Below are 15,041 nucleotides of genomic sequence, written 5' to 3'. Positions count from 1 at the left end.
AGTGATATTCATTGAAAAACCGCCCAAATGAGGGCGGTTCTTCTTATCACTTCGACTTAGGCGAGATTCACGCCCAGCGCCTTGGCAATGCCCTCACCGTAGGCCGGGTCGGCCTTGAAGAAGTACTGCAACTGGCGTTGGATGACATCGTCGCTCACGCCTGCCATGGCGCCCGCGATGTTGTTGATCAGCAGGGCCTTCTGCTGTTCGTTCATCAAGCGGAACAGTGCACCGGCGTGGCTGTAGTAGTCATTGTCCTCACGGTGATCGTAGCGATCAGCCGAGCCATTCAGGGCCAGGGCAGGCTCAGCATGGCGTGGCGACTGCTTGGGTGCATCGCCGTAGCTATTGGGCTCGTAGTTCGGCGCGCTGCCGTAGCTGCCAATGGCCATCGAACCATCACGCTGGTAGCTGTTGACCGCAGAGCGCGGCGCGTTGACCGGCAACTGCTGGTGGTTGGTGCCCACGCGGTAGCGATGCGCATCGGCGTAGGCGAACACCCGGCCCTGCAGCATACGGTCAGGCGACAGCCCGACACCTGGGACCATGTTGCTCGGGCCAAACGCCGCTTGCTCGACCTCAGCGAAGTAGTTGAGCGGGTTACGGTTGAGCTCCAGTACGCCCACCTCAATCAGCGGATAGTCCTTCTGCGACCAGGTCTTGGTCACATCGAACGGGTTCTCGTCACGGCTGGCGGCCTCGGCCTCAGTCATCACCTGAATGCACACGGTCCAACGCGGGTAGTCGCCGCGCTCGATGGCCTCGAACAGGTCGCGCTGGGCGTAGTCCGGGTCTGTACCTGCCAAGCGTGCAGCGTCGGCAGGGGCGAGGTTCTTGATGCCTTGCTGGGTCTTGAAATGCCACTTCACCCAGGTACGTTCACCGGCGGCGCTGATCAGGCTGTAGGTGTGGCTGCCAAAGCCGTGCATGTGACGGTAGCCGTCCGGGATGCCGCGGTCAGAGAACAGGATGGTGACTTGGTGCAGCGCCTCGGGCGAGTGTGACCAGAAGTCCCACATCATTTGCGCGTTCTTCAGGTTGGACTGCGGGTGGCGCTTCTGGGTGTGGATAAAGTCCGGGAACTTGAGCGGGTCACGGATGAAGAACACCGGGGTGTTGTTGCCAACGATGTCCCAGTTGCCTTCCTCGGTATAAAACTTGACGGCGAAACCACGCGGATCACGCTCGGTGTCAGCCGAACCACGTTCGCCACCGACCGTGGAGAAGCGCAGGAAGGTTTCAGTCTGCTTGCCGACCTGATCGAACAGCTTGGCGCTGGTGTAGCCGGTGATGTCGCGGGTAACGGTAAAGGTGCCGTACGCGCCCGAACCCTTGGCGTGAACACGACGTTCTGGGATGTTCTCGCGGTTGAAGTGGGCGAGCTTCTCGATCAGGTGGAAATCGTCGAGCAGCAGCGGGCCGCGGGGGCCGGCAGAGCGGGAATTCTGGTTGTCAGCTACGGGTGCACCGCTGGCGGTGGTGAGAATCTTGCTCATGGGCTCTCCTTATCGGTCTAGAACTGCCGGCTAATCGGCTTGGATAGGAGTATTGACGAGCGGTCGCTTCAGGACAAATTCATTACATGACTTGTATCAATAGAAATTAACAATACTTGCAGGCACAAAAAACCGGGCACAAGGCCCGGTTCTTTGTAGCAGACAGAACGTCTTACTCGGCAGCTTCTACAGCACCACCGACTGGACGATCAACCAGCTCGACGTACGCCATAGGCGCGTTGTCGCCAGCGCGGAAACCGCACTTCAGGATGCGCAGGTAGCCGCCCTGACGGGTGGCGTAACGCTTGCCCAGATCGTTGAACAGTTTGCCAACAGCGGACTTCGAACGGGTACGGTCGAAGGCCAGACGACGGTTAGCAACGCTGTCTTCCTTGGCCAGGGTGATCAGCGGCTCGGCAACGCGGCGCAGTTCCTTGGCTTTCGGCAGGGTGGTTTTGATCAGCTCGTGCTCGATCAGCGACACAGCCATGTTCTGGAACATAGCTTTGCGGTGAGAGCTGGTACGGCTCAGGTGACGTCCACTTTTACGATGACGCATGATTCATTCCTTACCAAACACTACGTTCGGTGATTACGACGATCAGGCGGTCGCCTTGTCGTCTTTCTTAAGACTTGCAGGCGGCCAGTTGTCGAGGCGCATGCCGAGAGACAGACCACGAGAGGCCAGGACGTCCTTGATTTCAGTCAGGGACTTCTTGCCCAGGTTAGGAGTCTTCAACAGCTCTACTTCGGTACGCTGAATCAGGTCGCCGATGTAGTAGATGTTCTCCGCCTTGAGGCAGTTGGCCGAACGTACAGTCAGTTCCAGGTCGTCAACCGGACGCAGCAGGATCGGATCGATCTCGTCTTCCTGCTCGACTACGACAGGCTCACTGTCACCTTTGAGGTCGACGAACGCGGCCAGCTGCTGTTGCAGGATGGTCGCAGCGCGGCGGATTGCCTCTTCAGGATCCAGGGTGCCGTTGGTTTCCAGATCAATGACCAGCTTGTCCAAGTTGGTACGCTGTTCAACACGGGCGTTTTCGACCACATAGGCGATACGACGCACCGGGCTGAACGAAGCGTCCAACTGCAGACGGCCAATGCTACGGCTTTCGTCTTCGTCGGTTTGACGGGAGTCGGCCGGCTCGTAACCACGACCACGAGCTACGGTGAGCTTCATGTTCAGGGCGCCGTTCGACGCCAGGTTCGCGATTACGTGATCGGGGTTGACGATCTCGACATCGTGATCCAGCTGAATATCGGCAGCGGTAACCACCCCCGAACCCTTTTTCGACAAGGTCAGCGTAACTTCGTCACGACCGTGCAGTTTGATAGCCAGGCCTTTCAGGTTCAACAGGATTTCAATTACGTCTTCCTGAACACCTTCGATCGCGGAGTACTCATGGAGTACGCCATCGATCTCGGCCTCGACTACTGCACAGCCAGGCATGGAGGACAACAGGATGCGGCGCAGCGCGTTGCCCAGGGTATGGCCGAAGCCACGCTCGAGAGGCTCGAGCGTGATCTTGGCGCGGGTCGGACTGACTACCTGCACATCAATGTGGCGGGGAGTCAGGAACTCATTTACCGAAATCTGCATGGATGCACCTATTTTCTAGCCCTTACTTGGAGTAGAGCTCGACAATCAGGTTCTCGTTGATGTCGGCAGACAGGTCGCTGCGAGCAGGAACGTTCTTGAAAACGCCCGACTTTTTAGCAGCATCCACGTCAACCCACTCAACGCGGCCACGCTGGGCGCACAGTTCAAGGGCTTGAACAATGCGCAGCTGGCTCAGCGACTTCTCGCGAACCGCGACCACGTCACCCGGACGAACTTGGTAGGATGGAATGTTTACAGTCTTACCGTTGACGCTGATCGCTTTGTGCGAAACCAGCTGACGGGACTCGGAACGAGTCGAGCCGAAGCCCATACGGTAGACGACGTTATCCAGACGGCACTCGAGCAGTTGCAGCAGGTTCTCACCGGTTGCGCCTTTTTTCGAGGCAGCAGCTTGGTAGTAACCGCGGAACTGACGCTCCAGAACACCGTAGATACGACGGACTTTTTGTTTCTCGCGCAGCTGGGTACCGTAGTCGGACTGACGGCCACGGCGCTGGCCGTGGATACCTGGGGCTGCTTCGATGTTGCACTTCGATTCCAGAGCGCGAACGCCGCTCTTCAGGAACAGATCGGTGCCTTCACGACGAGACAGTTTGCATTTTGGACCAATGTAACGTGCCATTCTTCTGTCTCCTGATTACACGCGACGCTTCTTCGGCGGACGGCACCCGTTGTGCGGGATTGGCGTCACGTCGGTGATGCTGGCGATCTTGTAGCCGCAGCTGTTCAATGCACGAACGGCGGACTCACGACCTGGACCTGGACCCTTGACGTTAACGTCGAGGTTCTTCAGACCGTATTCCAGCGCAGCTTGACCAGCACGCTCAGCAGCGATCTGTGCTGCGAACGGGGTGGATTTGCGCGAACCACGGAAACCCGAACCACCGGAGGTCGCCCAGGACAAAGCATTGCCCTGACGGTCGGTGATGGTCACGATGGTGTTGTTGAAAGACGCATGGATGTGGGCGATGCCATCAACCACTGTCTTTTTGACTTTCTTACGAGGACGAGCAGCAGGTTTTGCCATGTCTATATTCCTGGGCGGTTACTTGCGGATCGGCTTACGCGGGCCCTTACGGGTGCGTGCGTTGGTCTTGGTGCGCTGACCGCGAACCGGCAGACCTTTACGATGACGCAGGCCGCGGTAGCAACCCAGGTCCATCAAGCGCTTGATCTTCATGTTGATGTCACGACGCAGGTCACCTTCGGTGGTGAACTTCGCGACTTCGCCACGCAGGGTTTCGATTTGCTCGTCGCTCAGATCCTTGATCTTAGCGGCTGGGTTTACACCAGCGTCTGCACAGATCTTCTGCGCAGTTGTGCGACCGACACCATAGATGTAGGTCAGCGAGATAACAGTATGCTTGTTATCTGGAATGTTGACGCCTGCAATACGGGCCATTCAGTGGGACTCCAATTGACAGCTACCTACGCCCCGGAAGCCAAGAAATAGGGCGCGAGATAATATCGCTGTAGAAACGAATAATCAACCCAGCAGCACACTAGCTGCTGGGTTTGAAGCGACGATCACACTCAGCCTTGGCGCTGTTTGTGACGCGGTTCCGCGCTGCAGATCACTCGTACGACGCCTTCGCGACGGATGATCTTGCAGTTACGGCACAGCTTTTTCACCGATGCACGAACTTTCATTACCGACTCCTCGAACCTTAGGGGCGTATCAGCGCAGCAAACCGCTGCCACCGTAGCCTTTCAGGTTGGCTTTCTTCATCAGGGATTCGTACTGGTGCGAAACGAGGTGCGATTGTACTTGGGACATGAAGTCCATCACAACCACTACCACAATCAGCAACGAGGTCCCGCCAAGGTAGAACGGCACATTTGCTGCCACCACCAGGAACTGGGGCAGAAGGCAGACGGCCATCATGTAAAGAGCACCGAACATGGTCAAACGGGTCAGAACGCCATCAATGTAGCGAGCCGACTGTTCACCAGGACGGATACCCGGAATAAAGGCACCGGACTTCTTCAGGTTTTCCGCTACGTCTTTCGGATTGAACATCAGCGCTGTGTAGAAGAAGCAGAAGAAAATGATCCCTGCACTAAACAGCAAGATGTTCAACGGCTGACCAGGAGCGATCGACTGCGAGATGTCCTGCAACCAGCCCATACCTTCGGACTGACCGAACCAGGCACCCAGCGAAGCCGGGAACAGCAAAATGCTGCTGGCGAAAATAGCCGGGATAACCCCCGCCATGTTCACCTTCAACGGCAAGTGGCTGGTCTGCGCAGCGAAGACCTTGCGGCCCTGCTGACGCTTGGCGTAGTGAACGGCGATACGACGCTGACCACGCTCAATGAACACCACGAAACCGATAATCGCTACTGCCAGCAAACCGATTGCGACCAGGGCGAAAATGTTGATATCGCCTGTACGCGCAGACTCGAAAGACTGCCCGATTGCTCTCGGAAGACCGGCAACGATACCTGCGAAGATCAACATCGAGATACCGTTGCCCACACCGCGCTCGGTGATCTGCTCGCCCAGCCACATCATGAACATCGCGCCGGCCACAAACGTGGAAACCGCGACGACATGGAAGCCCAGGCCGACAGAAAACGCCACGCCCTGGTTGGCCAGGCCAATGGACATGCCAATGGCTTGGACCAGCGCCAGGATAACGGTGCCGTAGCGGGTGTACTGGCTGATCTTGCGACGGCCAGCTTCACCTTCCTTCTTCAACTGCTCCAGTTGCGGGCTGACCGCCGTCATCAGCTGCATGATGATCGATGCCGAAATGTACGGCATGATCCCCAGTGCAAAGATGCTCATGCGCTCAAGCGCGCCACCGGAAAACATGTTGAACAAGCTAAGAATGGTCCCCTCATTCTGCCGAAACAGATCCGCCAGACGGTCCGGATTGATGCCTGGAACCGGGATATGCGCACCTATCCGATAGACGATGATCGCCATGAACAGAAAGCGCAGACGAGCCCAGAGTTCCGACATCCCGCCCTTACCGAGCGAAGAGAGAGCACCTTGCTTAGCCATTTATTCCTCGAATTTGCCGCCAGCTGCTTCGATAGCCGCACGCGCACCCTTGGTGGCTGCGATGCCCTTGATGGTGACTGCGCGAGTAACTTCGCCAGACAGCATGATTTTCACACGCTGAATGTGCTGGTTGATCACGTTGGCATCCTTCAGGGATTGCACGGAGATCACGTCGCCTTCCACTTTGGCCAGCTCGGACAGACGCACTTCTGCGCGGTCCATGGCTTTCAGGGAAACGAAGCCGAATTTCGGCAGACGACGGTGCAGCGGCTGTTGACCGCCTTCGAAGCCCGGAGCGATCGAACCACCCGAACGGGAGGTCTGACCTTTGTGGCCACGGCCGCCGGTCTTACCCAGACCGCTACCGATACCACGACCCGGACGATGCTTTTCGCGACGGGAACCCGGCGCTGGACTCAGATCATTGAGTTTCATCGATTAACCCTCGACGCGCAGCATGTAGTAAGCCTTGTTGATCATCCCGCGATTCTCGGGAGTATCCTGGACTTCTACAGTGTGACCGATGCGACGCAGACCCAGACCCTTAACGCACAGTTTGTGGTTAGGGATACGGCCCGAGACGCTCTTGATCAGCGTTACTTTAACGGTTGCCATGATCAGAAGATCTCCTCGACGCTCTTGCCGCGCTTGGCAGCAATGGATTCAGGAGATTGCATGGCTTTCAGACCCTTGAAGGTGGCGTAAACCACGTTCACTGGGTTGGTCGAACCGTAGCACTTGGCCAGAACGTTCTGAACGCCAGCAACTTCCAGGACAGCACGCATTGCACCGCCGGCGATGATACCGGTACCTTCCGAGGCAGGCTGCATGTAAACCTTCGAGGCGCCGTGGGCAGCCTTGGTGGCGTACTGCAGGGTGGTGCCTTTCAGGTCAACCTGGATCATGTTGCGACGAGCAGCTTCCATGGCTTTCTGGATCGCAGCAGGTACTTCGCGCGATTTGCCACGGCCGAAGCCGACACGACCTTTACCATCACCAACCACGGTCAACGCGGTGAAGGTGAAGATACGGCCGCCTTTTACGGTCTTGGCAACGCGGTTAACTTGAACCAGCTTCTCGATGTAGCCTTCGTCGCGCTTTTGATCGTTATTTGCCATAACTTAGAACTCCAGCCCGCCTTCACGAGCAGCATCAGCCAGCGCTTTGACGCGGCCATGGTACTTGAAGCCGGAACGGTCAAAGGCAACTTGAGATACACCGGCGGCTTTCGCACGCTCAGCTACCAGCTTGCCAACCTTAGTGGCCGCGTCGATGTTGCCAGTGGCGCCATCACGCAGGTCTTTGTCCAAGGTCGAGGCGCTTGCCAGAACCTTGCTGCCGTCGGCCGAAATGACCTGGGCGTAGATGTGCTGCGAGGAGCGGAACACGCACAGGCGCACGACTTCGAGTTCGTGCATCTTGAGGCGTGCTTTGCGAGCGCGACGCAGTCGAGTAACTTTTTTGTCGGTCATTTGCTAGGCCCTACTTCTTCTTGGCTTCTTTACGACGGACTACTTCGTCCGCGTAACGCACACCTTTACCTTTGTAAGGCTCTGGTGGACGGAAGTCGCGGATTTCAGCGGCCACCTGACCTACCAGCTGCTTGTCGATACCCTTGATCAGGATGTCGGTCTGGCTAGGCGTTTCAGCGGTGATACCGGCTGGCAGTTCGTAGTCCACTGGGTGCGAGAAGCCCAGGGCCAGGTTCAGGATAGTGCCCTTGGCCTGTGCCTTGTAACCAACACCGACCAGCTGGAGCTTGCGCTCGAAGCCTTGGCTTACGCCCTGGACCATGTTGTTGACCAGAGCGCGGGTAGTACCGGCCATGGCGCGAGCTTGCTGGTCACCATTGCGAGCGACGAAACGCAGCTCACCAGACTCTTCGGTAACTTCAACAGACGAGTGAACGTTCAGTTCGAGAGTGCCTTTGGCACCCTTCACCGAAAGCTGCTGGCCGGCGAATTTGACTTCGACACCAGATGGCAGCTTAACGGGGTTCTTAGCGACGCGAGACATGTCTATCCCCCCTTAGAACACTGTGCAGAGAACTTCGCCGCCGACACCGGCAGCGCGCGCAGCGCGATCAGTCATCACACCTTTGTTGGTGGAGACAATAGACACGCCCAAACCGCCACGTACTTTCGGCAGATCGGTAACGGCCTTGTACTGGCGCAGGCCTGGACGGCTGGAGCGCTTCAGTTCCTCGATGACCGGACGGCCTTCGAAGTACTTCAGTTCGATCGACAGGGAGGGCTTGGCTTCGCCACTGACTTGGTAGCCAGCGATGTAACCTTCATCCTTCAGAACTTTGGCAACCGCGACCTTCAGCGTAGAGGAAGGCATGCTTACGACGGACTTTTCAGCCATCTGGGCATTACGGATGCGAGTTAGCATGTCCGCTAACGGGTCCTGCATACTCATGGGCTAGATGCTCCTGATACAAGAATTATTAGCCTTGCGGCTATCACAACCACCCGAGCGGATTGGGCAAAAAACCCAGGCTCAGGTGAGCCGGTCATTCTAGACACAAGGTAGAAACGAAACAAGCCCCATATAGGGGCTTGTTTGTTGGCGAGGTCACCGGCGGTCGGAAGATTGCTCCCCTTCCACCGGGATCACACCTGCAGCGATTACCAGGAGGCCTTGACCAGACCTGGTACGTCACCGCGCATTGCCGCTTGACGCAGCATGTTACGGCCCAGGCCGAACTTACGGTATACACCGTGAGGACGACCGGTCAGGCGGCAACGGTTGCGCAGACGCGCAGCGCTGGCATCACGTGGCTGCTTCTGCAGAGCGACAACGGCAGCGAAACGCTCTTCTGGAGAGGCGTTCAGGTTGACGATGGTCGCTTTCAGCTCAGCACGCTTTTTGGCGAACTTGGCTACCGTGAGCTGACGCTTCAGCTCGCGGTTTTTCATGCTCTTCTTGGCCATTTTCCTACTCCAATCAGTTGCGGAACGGGAATTTGAAAGCACGCAGCAGAGCGCGACCTTCGTCATCCGAACGAGCAGTGGTGGTCAGGGTGATGTCCAAACCGCGCAGAGCATCGATCTTGTCGTAATCGATTTCCGGGAAGATGATCTGCTCTTTCACGCCCATGCTGTAGTTGCCACGGCCATCGAAGGACTTGGCATTCAGGCCGCGGAAGTCGCGAACCCGAGGCAGGGAGATCGCCAGCAGGCGGTCCAGGAATTCGTACATCTTGTCGCTACGCAGGGTCACCTTGACGCCGATCGGCCATCCTTCACGGACTTTGAAGCCCGCGATGGATTTACGAGCGAAAGTCACGACCGGCTTTTGACCGGTGATCTTTTCCAGGTCGGCAACAGCGTGCTCGATGACTTTTTTGTCGCCGATCGCTTCGCCCAGACCCATGTTCAGGGTGATTTTGGTAACGCGCGGAACTTCCATCACGTTCGACAGCTTAAGTTCTTCCTTAAGCTTGGGAGCGATTTCGTTCCGGTAAATCTCTTTCAGTCGTGCCATGGTCTTCTACCTAGCAGTGTTCAAGCATCAACCGCTTTTTGGGTCGACTTGAAGACACGAATTTTCTTACCGTCTTCTACTTTGAAACCAACGCGGTCAGCCTTGTTGGTTTCGCCGTTGAAGATGGCAACGTTGGAAGCGTGCAGAGGCGCTTCTTTCTCGACGATACCGCCCTGAACGCCCGCCATCGGGTTAGGCTTGGTATGACGCTTGACCAGGTTCACGCCACCGATGACCAGACGGTCATCAGCGAGAACCTTCAGCACCTTACCGCGCTTACCTTTGTCTTTGCCGGCGATCACGATGATCTCGTCGTCACGACGAATCTTTTGCATGTCGGATCTCCTTACAGCACTTCAGGGGCGAGCGAGACGATCTTCATGAACTTCTCAGTACGAAGTTCACGGGTCACTGGCCCGAAGATGCGAGTGCCGATCGGCTCTTGCTTGTTGTTCAGCAGAACAGCAGCGTTGCCGTCGAAACGAATGATGGAACCGTCAGCGCGACGTACACCGTGACGGGTACGGACGACAACAGCGGTCATCACTTGGCCTTTTTTGACCTTACCGCGCGGAATTGCTTCCTTGACGGTTACTTTGATGATGTCACCGATGCCGGCGTAACGGCGGTGCGAACCGCCGAGTACCTTGATGCACATGACGCGACGAGCGCCGCTGTTATCGGCCACATCGAGCATGGATTGAGTCTGAATCATAAAATTTCTCCGACCCCTAGCCCTTAGACTTCAACAGCGCGTTCGAGGACTTCAACCAGTGCCCAGGACTTGGTCTTGGCCAGCGGACGGGTTTCACGGATGGAAACCTTGTCGCCGATCTTGCACTGGTTGGCTTCGTCGTGCGCGTGCAGCTTAGTCGAACGCTTAACGTATTTACCGTAGATCGGGTGCTTTACGCGACGCTCGATCAGAACGGTGATGGTCTTGTCCATTTTGTCGCTGACGACACGGCCAGTCAGCGTACGGACGGTTTTTTCAGCTTCAGCCATGATCACTTACCTGCCTGCTGGTTGAGCACAGTTTTCACGCGAGCGATGTCACGCTTAACTTGCGAGAGCAGGTGCGACTGCCCCAACTGGCCAGTTGCTTTCTGCATACGCAGATTGAACTGGTCGCGCAGCAAGCCGAGCAGTTGCTCGTTCAGCTGCTGTGCCGATTTTTCACGAAGTTCATTCGCTTTCATCACATCACCGTCCGCTTAACAAAGGAGGTGGCGAGAGGCAGCTTTGCAGCAGCCAGGGCGAAAGCTTCGCGCGCCAGCTCTTCAGAAACACCCTCGATCTCGTACAGGACTTTGCCTGGCTGGATCTGGGCAACCCAGTATTCCACGGAACCCTTACCTTTACCCATACGAACCTCGAGAGGTTTCTTGGAGATCGGCTTGTCCGGGAAGACACGGATCCAGATCTTACCGCCACGTTTCACGTGACGAGTCAGAGCACGACGTGCCGACTCGATCTGGCGAGCGGTGAGGCGACCGCGAGCAACAGCTTTCAGGGCGAATTCGCCGAAGCTGACTTTGCTACCGCGCAGTGCCAGACCACGGTTGTGGCCAGTCATCTGCTTGCGGAATTTTGTACGCTTTGGTTGCAACATTTGGCGTACCCCTTACTTAGCAGCTTTTTTACGAGGCGCTGGTGCTTGTGGTTTCAGTTCTTCTTGGCGACCACCAATAACTTCGCCTTTGAAGATCCAAACCTTCACACCGATCACACCGTAAGTGGTGTGAGCTTCGTAGGTGTTGTAGTCGATATCGGCACGCAGGGTGTGCAGAGGCACACGACCTTCGCGATACCACTCGGTACGAGCAATCTCGGCGCCGCCGAGACGACCGCTCACCTGGATCTTGATGCCCTTGGCACCAATACGCATGGCGTTCTGTACGGCGCGCTTCATGGCGCGACGGAACATTACGCGGCGTTCCAGCTGCTGAGCTACGCTCTGCGCAACCAGCATAGCGTCGAGTTCCGGCTTGCGGATCTCTTCGATGTTGATGTGCACAGGCACACCCATCTGCTTGGTCAGGTCCTGACGCAGCTTCTCGACATCCTCACCTTTCTTACCGATAACGATACCGGGACGAGCGGTGTGGATGGTGATGCGTGCAGTTTGAGCCGGACGATGAATATCGATACGGCTTACGGACGCGCTTTTTAGTTTGTCTTGGAGGTACTCACGTGTTTTCAGATCCTTCAACAGGTAATCTGCGTAAGTAGCACCGTCTGCGTACCAGACGGAGGTGTGCTCCTTGACGATTCCCAGGCGAATGCCAGTGGGATGTACTTTCTGACCCATCTGATCGACTCCGTTACTTGTCCGCAACCTTGACAGTGATATGGCAAGACCGCTTGACGATGCGATCAGCACGGCCTTTGGCACGTGGCATGATGCGCTTCAGCGAACGCCCTTCGTTGACGAAGACGGTGGAGACCTTCAGGTCATCAACGTCTGCGCCTTCGTTGTGTTCGGCGTTGGCAACGGCCGACTCGAGGACTTTCTTCATGATTTCAGCGGCTTTTTTGCTGCTGAAGGCCAACAGGTTGAGCGCTTCGCCCACCTTCTTCCCGCGGATCTGGTCGGCGACCAAGCGGGCTTTCTGGGCGGAGATGCGAGCGCCCGACAACTTAGCGGCTACTTCCATTTCCTTACCCCTTAACGCTTGGCTTTCTTGTCAGCCACGTGCCCGCGATAGGTGCGGGTACCGGCGAACTCGCCCAGTTTGTGGCCGACCATGTCTTCGTTCACGAGAACTGGGACATGTTGGCGACCGTTGTGAACCGCGATGGTCAGACCGACCATTTGTGGCAGGATCATCGAGCGACGCGACCAGGTTTTAACTGGCTTGCGATCGTTCTTCTCCACCGCCACTTCGACCTTCTTCAACAGGTGAAGATCGATAAAAGGACCTTTTTTCAGAGAACGTGGCACTGTCGTATCCCTCTAGTTACTTGCGACGACGGACGATCATGTTGTCGGTACGCTTATTACCACGGGTTTTAGCACCCTTGGTTGGGAAGCCCCATGGCGATACCGGATGACGACCACCGGAGGTACGACCTTCACCACCACCATGCGGGTGGTCAACCGGGTTCATGGCAACGCCACGAACGGTTGGGCGAACGCCGCGCCAGCGTTTGGCACCTGCTTTACCCAGCGAACGCAGGCTGTGCTCGGAGTTCGAGACTTCGCCCAGGGTCGCACGGCACTCAGCCAGTACTTTACGCATTTCACCAGAGCGCAGACGCAGGGTCACGTAGACACCTTCGCGAGCGATCAGCTGAGCCGAAGCACCAGCGGAACGAGCGATCTGTGCACCTTTACCCGGCTTCAGTTCGATGCCGTGAATGGTGCTACCTACTGGGATGTTACGCAGCTGCAGGGAGTTACCGGCCTTGATTGGGGCCAGGGAACCTGCGATCAGCTGGTCGCCAGCGCTCACGCCTTTAGGGGCGATGATGTAGCGACGCTCACCGTCTGCATAGCACAGCAGGGCGATGTGAGCAGTACGGTTTGGATCATATTCGATACGCTCGACAGTGGCTGGGATGCCATCTTTGTCGTTGCGACGGAAGTCGACCAGACGGTAATGCTGCTTATGACCACCACCAACGTGACGAGTGGTAATGCGGCCATTGTTGTTACGACCACCAGACTTCGATTTCTTCTCGAGCAGCGGTGCGTGAGGAGCGCCCTTGTGGAGCTCCTTGTTGACCACCTTGACCACGAAACGGCGGCCAGGGGAAGTCGGTTTGCATTTAACGATTGCCATGATGCACCCCTTCCTTACTCAGCACTGCTGCTGAAATCGAGATCTTGGCCTGGCTGAAGGGAGACAATTGCCTTCTTCCAGTCATTACGCTTGCCCAGACCACGTGCGGTACGCTTGGTTTTACCCAGAACGTTAACGGTCGACACGTTTTCAACTTTTACGTTGAACAGGCCTTCGACAGCTTTCTTGATTTCCAGCTTGGTTGCGTCAGTAGCAACCTTGAATACGAACTGGCCTTTTTTCTCAGCCAGAACGGTAGCCTTCTCGGAAACGTGCGGGCCAAGGAGGACTTTGAATACGCGTTCCTGGTTCATCCCAGCAGCTCCTCGAATTTCTTCACGGCCGAGACAGTGATCAACACTTTCTCGTATGCGATCAGACTGACCGGGTCGGAACCTTGCACGTCACGTACATCGACGTGTGGCAGGTTGCGAGCAGCCAGGTACAGGTTCTGATCAACAGCGTCCGAAACGATCAGAACGTCGCTCAGACCCATGCCGTTCAGCTTGTTCAGCAGATCTTTGGTTTTCGGTGCTTCAACAGCGAAGTCCTGAACCACGACCAGACGGTCGCTACGCACCAGCTCAGCGAGGATGGAGCGCAGAGCTGCGCGATACATCTTCTTGTTGAGCTTTTGCGAGTGATCTTGAGGGCGAGCTGCGAAGGTAACACCACCGCCACGCCAGATCGGACCACGAGTGGTACCAGCACGAGCACGGCCAGTACCCTTCTGACGCCATGGGCGCTTACCGCCACCAGCCACGTCGGAACGGGTCTTTTGCTGCTTGGTGCCCTGACGGCCGCCGGCCATGTAGGCCACGACTGCTTGGTGAACCAGCGTCTCGTTGAATTCGCCACCGAAAGTCAGTTCGGAAACTTCGATCGCCTGAGCGTCATTTACATTAAGTTGCATGTCAGTTTCCCCTTAACCGCGAGCCTTGACAGCCGGACGTACAACCACGTCGCCGCCAGTAGCGCCAGGTACGGCACCCTTGATCAGCAGCAGGTTGCGTTCAGCGTCTACGCGTACTACTTCCAGGGACTGAACAGTCACGCGCTCGGCGCCCATGTGACCGGACATTTTTTTGCCCTTGAACACACGACCAGGAGTCTGGCACTGGCCGATGGAGCCTGGGACGCGGTGCGACACGGAGTTACCGTGGGTGTTGTCCTGACCACGGAAGTTCCAGCGCTTGATGGTACCGGCGAAGCCTTTACCTTTGGACTGACCAGTAACGTCTACCAGCTGGCCTGCAGTGAAGAGTTCAGCTTTGATCGAGTCGCCAGCCTGGAACTCGCCTTCTTCAAGGCGGAACTCCCAGACACCGCGACCAGCGGCAACGTTCGCTTTAGCGAAGTGACCTGCTTGAGCAGCAGTCACACGCGAAGCACGACGCTCGCCGACAGTGACTTGCACTGCACGGTAGCCATCGGTTTCTTCAGTCTTGAACTGGGTGACGCGATTCGGCTCGATCTCAATGACCGTGACCGGAATGGAGACACCTTCTTCGGTGAAAACGCGGGTCATACCGCATTTACGACCGACTACACCAATAGTCATGTTGTAACCTCATGAGTGTACGGGGCTTTCACCCGCTATGGCCGCCCATTTCAGAGCGTTACACGGACAAGACCGA

The 15,041-nt window shown here is 56.8% G+C and carries 28 protein-coding genes; all 28 read right to left on the bottom strand.

Features of this window, described 5'->3' with window-relative positions; translation table 11 throughout:
* Positions 1–56 precede the first annotated feature (56 nt).
* On the bottom strand, positions 57–1,496 hold the full coding sequence (locus GIB19_RS13485) for a catalase (RefSeq protein ID WP_274886795.1): 1,440 nt from the start codon (positions 1,494–1,496) through the stop codon (positions 57–59).
* 172 nt (positions 1,497–1,668) lie between these two features.
* Positions 1,669–2,055 (bottom strand): 50S ribosomal protein L17, encoded by a 387-nt coding sequence (gene rplQ, locus GIB19_RS13480; protein WP_003255451.1) that lies wholly within the window; start codon positions 2,053–2,055, stop codon positions 1,669–1,671.
* 42 nt (positions 2,056–2,097) lie between these two features.
* Positions 2,098–3,099, bottom strand: coding sequence for a DNA-directed RNA polymerase subunit alpha (locus GIB19_RS13475; RefSeq protein ID WP_003255452.1), 1,002 nt, complete (start codon positions 3,097–3,099; stop codon positions 2,098–2,100).
* Between the two features lie 22 nt (positions 3,100–3,121).
* Complete coding sequence (gene rpsD / locus GIB19_RS13470) at positions 3,122–3,742, bottom strand: 30S ribosomal protein S4 (protein WP_009681977.1); 621 nt, start codon at positions 3,740–3,742, stop codon at positions 3,122–3,124.
* A 15-nt stretch (positions 3,743–3,757) separates the two neighbouring features.
* On the bottom strand, positions 3,758–4,147 hold the full coding sequence (rpsK, locus tag GIB19_RS13465; protein WP_003255454.1) for a 30S ribosomal protein S11: 390 nt from the start codon (positions 4,145–4,147) through the stop codon (positions 3,758–3,760).
* 18 nt (positions 4,148–4,165) lie between these two features.
* Positions 4,166–4,522: a 30S ribosomal protein S13 gene (rpsM, locus tag GIB19_RS13460; protein WP_003255457.1), complete on the bottom strand. Its 357-nt coding sequence runs from the start codon at positions 4,520–4,522 to the stop codon at positions 4,166–4,168.
* 131 nt (positions 4,523–4,653) lie between these two features.
* Positions 4,654–4,770: a 50S ribosomal protein L36 gene (rpmJ, locus tag GIB19_RS13455; RefSeq protein ID WP_002555468.1), complete on the bottom strand. Its 117-nt coding sequence runs from the start codon at positions 4,768–4,770 to the stop codon at positions 4,654–4,656.
* 28 nt (positions 4,771–4,798) lie between these two features.
* A complete protein-coding gene (gene secY, locus GIB19_RS13450; protein ID WP_003257108.1) occupies positions 4,799–6,130 on the bottom strand; it encodes a preprotein translocase subunit SecY in 1,332 nt (443 codons plus the stop codon).
* Positions 6,131–6,565: a 50S ribosomal protein L15 gene (rplO, locus tag GIB19_RS13445; protein ID WP_003255461.1), complete on the bottom strand. Its 435-nt coding sequence runs from the start codon at positions 6,563–6,565 to the stop codon at positions 6,131–6,133. It lies immediately after the preceding gene.
* A gap of 3 nt (positions 6,566–6,568) precedes the next feature.
* A complete protein-coding gene (gene rpmD, locus GIB19_RS13440) occupies positions 6,569–6,745 on the bottom strand; it encodes a 50S ribosomal protein L30 (protein WP_008089798.1) in 177 nt (58 codons plus the stop codon).
* A 2-nt stretch (positions 6,746–6,747) separates the two neighbouring features.
* Entirely contained in the window at positions 6,748–7,248 is a 501-nt protein-coding gene (gene rpsE, locus GIB19_RS13435) for a 30S ribosomal protein S5 (protein ID WP_003255465.1), read from the bottom strand.
* A 3-nt stretch (positions 7,249–7,251) separates the two neighbouring features.
* Complete coding sequence (gene rplR / locus GIB19_RS13430) at positions 7,252–7,602, bottom strand: 50S ribosomal protein L18 (RefSeq protein ID WP_008089801.1); 351 nt, start codon at positions 7,600–7,602, stop codon at positions 7,252–7,254.
* A 10-nt stretch (positions 7,603–7,612) separates the two neighbouring features.
* A complete protein-coding gene (rplF, locus tag GIB19_RS13425; RefSeq protein ID WP_027594874.1) occupies positions 7,613–8,146 on the bottom strand; it encodes a 50S ribosomal protein L6 in 534 nt (177 codons plus the stop codon).
* 12 nt (positions 8,147–8,158) lie between these two features.
* Positions 8,159–8,551, bottom strand: coding sequence for a 30S ribosomal protein S8 (gene rpsH, locus GIB19_RS13420; RefSeq protein ID WP_027594873.1), 393 nt, complete (start codon positions 8,549–8,551; stop codon positions 8,159–8,161).
* A 209-nt stretch (positions 8,552–8,760) separates the two neighbouring features.
* Entirely contained in the window at positions 8,761–9,066 is a 306-nt protein-coding gene (gene rpsN, locus GIB19_RS13415) for a 30S ribosomal protein S14 (RefSeq protein ID WP_012316516.1), read from the bottom strand.
* Positions 9,067–9,079: 13 nt separating this feature from the next.
* Positions 9,080–9,619 (bottom strand): 50S ribosomal protein L5, encoded by a 540-nt coding sequence (gene rplE, locus GIB19_RS13410; protein WP_003255474.1) that lies wholly within the window; start codon positions 9,617–9,619, stop codon positions 9,080–9,082.
* Positions 9,620–9,639: 20 nt separating this feature from the next.
* Positions 9,640–9,954, bottom strand: a complete 315-nt coding sequence (rplX, locus tag GIB19_RS13405; protein WP_003255476.1) for a 50S ribosomal protein L24 — start codon at positions 9,952–9,954, stop codon at positions 9,640–9,642.
* Between the two features lie 11 nt (positions 9,955–9,965).
* Positions 9,966–10,334, bottom strand: coding sequence for a 50S ribosomal protein L14 (gene rplN, locus GIB19_RS13400; RefSeq protein WP_002555479.1), 369 nt, complete (start codon positions 10,332–10,334; stop codon positions 9,966–9,968).
* Between the two features lie 23 nt (positions 10,335–10,357).
* Positions 10,358–10,624, bottom strand: a complete 267-nt coding sequence (rpsQ, locus tag GIB19_RS13395) for a 30S ribosomal protein S17 (protein ID WP_003255478.1) — start codon at positions 10,622–10,624, stop codon at positions 10,358–10,360.
* Between the two features lie 2 nt (positions 10,625–10,626).
* On the bottom strand, positions 10,627–10,818 hold the full coding sequence (gene rpmC, locus GIB19_RS13390; protein ID WP_002555481.1) for a 50S ribosomal protein L29: 192 nt from the start codon (positions 10,816–10,818) through the stop codon (positions 10,627–10,629).
* Entirely contained in the window at positions 10,818–11,231 is a 414-nt protein-coding gene (rplP, locus tag GIB19_RS13385; protein WP_003255479.1) for a 50S ribosomal protein L16, read from the bottom strand. Before rplP ends, rpmC begins: the two co-directional genes overlap by 1 nt.
* Positions 11,232–11,243: 12 nt before the next feature.
* Complete coding sequence (rpsC, locus tag GIB19_RS13380; RefSeq protein WP_003255481.1) at positions 11,244–11,930, bottom strand: 30S ribosomal protein S3; 687 nt, start codon at positions 11,928–11,930, stop codon at positions 11,244–11,246.
* A gap of 13 nt (positions 11,931–11,943) precedes the next feature.
* Positions 11,944–12,276: a 50S ribosomal protein L22 gene (gene rplV / locus GIB19_RS13375; protein WP_003103908.1), complete on the bottom strand. Its 333-nt coding sequence runs from the start codon at positions 12,274–12,276 to the stop codon at positions 11,944–11,946.
* A gap of 11 nt (positions 12,277–12,287) precedes the next feature.
* Entirely contained in the window at positions 12,288–12,563 is a 276-nt protein-coding gene (gene rpsS / locus GIB19_RS13370; protein ID WP_003255482.1) for a 30S ribosomal protein S19, read from the bottom strand.
* 16 nt (positions 12,564–12,579) lie between these two features.
* Positions 12,580–13,404 carry a 50S ribosomal protein L2 gene (rplB, locus tag GIB19_RS13365; protein ID WP_027594872.1) on the bottom strand — a complete coding sequence of 275 codons (825 nt, stop codon included), beginning with the start codon at positions 13,402–13,404 and terminating at the stop codon, positions 12,580–12,582.
* Between the two features lie 14 nt (positions 13,405–13,418).
* The gene (gene rplW, locus GIB19_RS13360; protein WP_003255484.1) at positions 13,419–13,718 is read right to left on the bottom strand and encodes a 50S ribosomal protein L23; all 300 of its coding nucleotides are present in this window, start codon (positions 13,716–13,718) and stop codon (positions 13,419–13,421) included.
* Positions 13,715–14,317 (bottom strand): 50S ribosomal protein L4, encoded by a 603-nt coding sequence (rplD, locus tag GIB19_RS13355; protein WP_003255485.1) that lies wholly within the window; start codon positions 14,315–14,317, stop codon positions 13,715–13,717. The genes rplW and rplD overlap by 4 nt, the downstream gene beginning before the upstream one ends.
* A 12-nt stretch (positions 14,318–14,329) precedes the next feature.
* Entirely contained in the window at positions 14,330–14,965 is a 636-nt protein-coding gene (gene rplC / locus GIB19_RS13350; protein WP_027594871.1) for a 50S ribosomal protein L3, read from the bottom strand.
* Positions 14,966–15,041: the final 76 nt, after the last annotated feature.

This window comes from Pseudomonas sp. ITEM 17296 (genome assembly GCF_028895205.1).
In the GTDB taxonomy this organism is placed as follows: domain Bacteria; phylum Pseudomonadota; class Gammaproteobacteria; order Pseudomonadales; family Pseudomonadaceae; genus Aquipseudomonas; species Aquipseudomonas kermanshahensis.
Note: the sequence above shows the minus strand (reverse complement) of the source record. Positions and strands in the feature narration are given on the sequence as shown.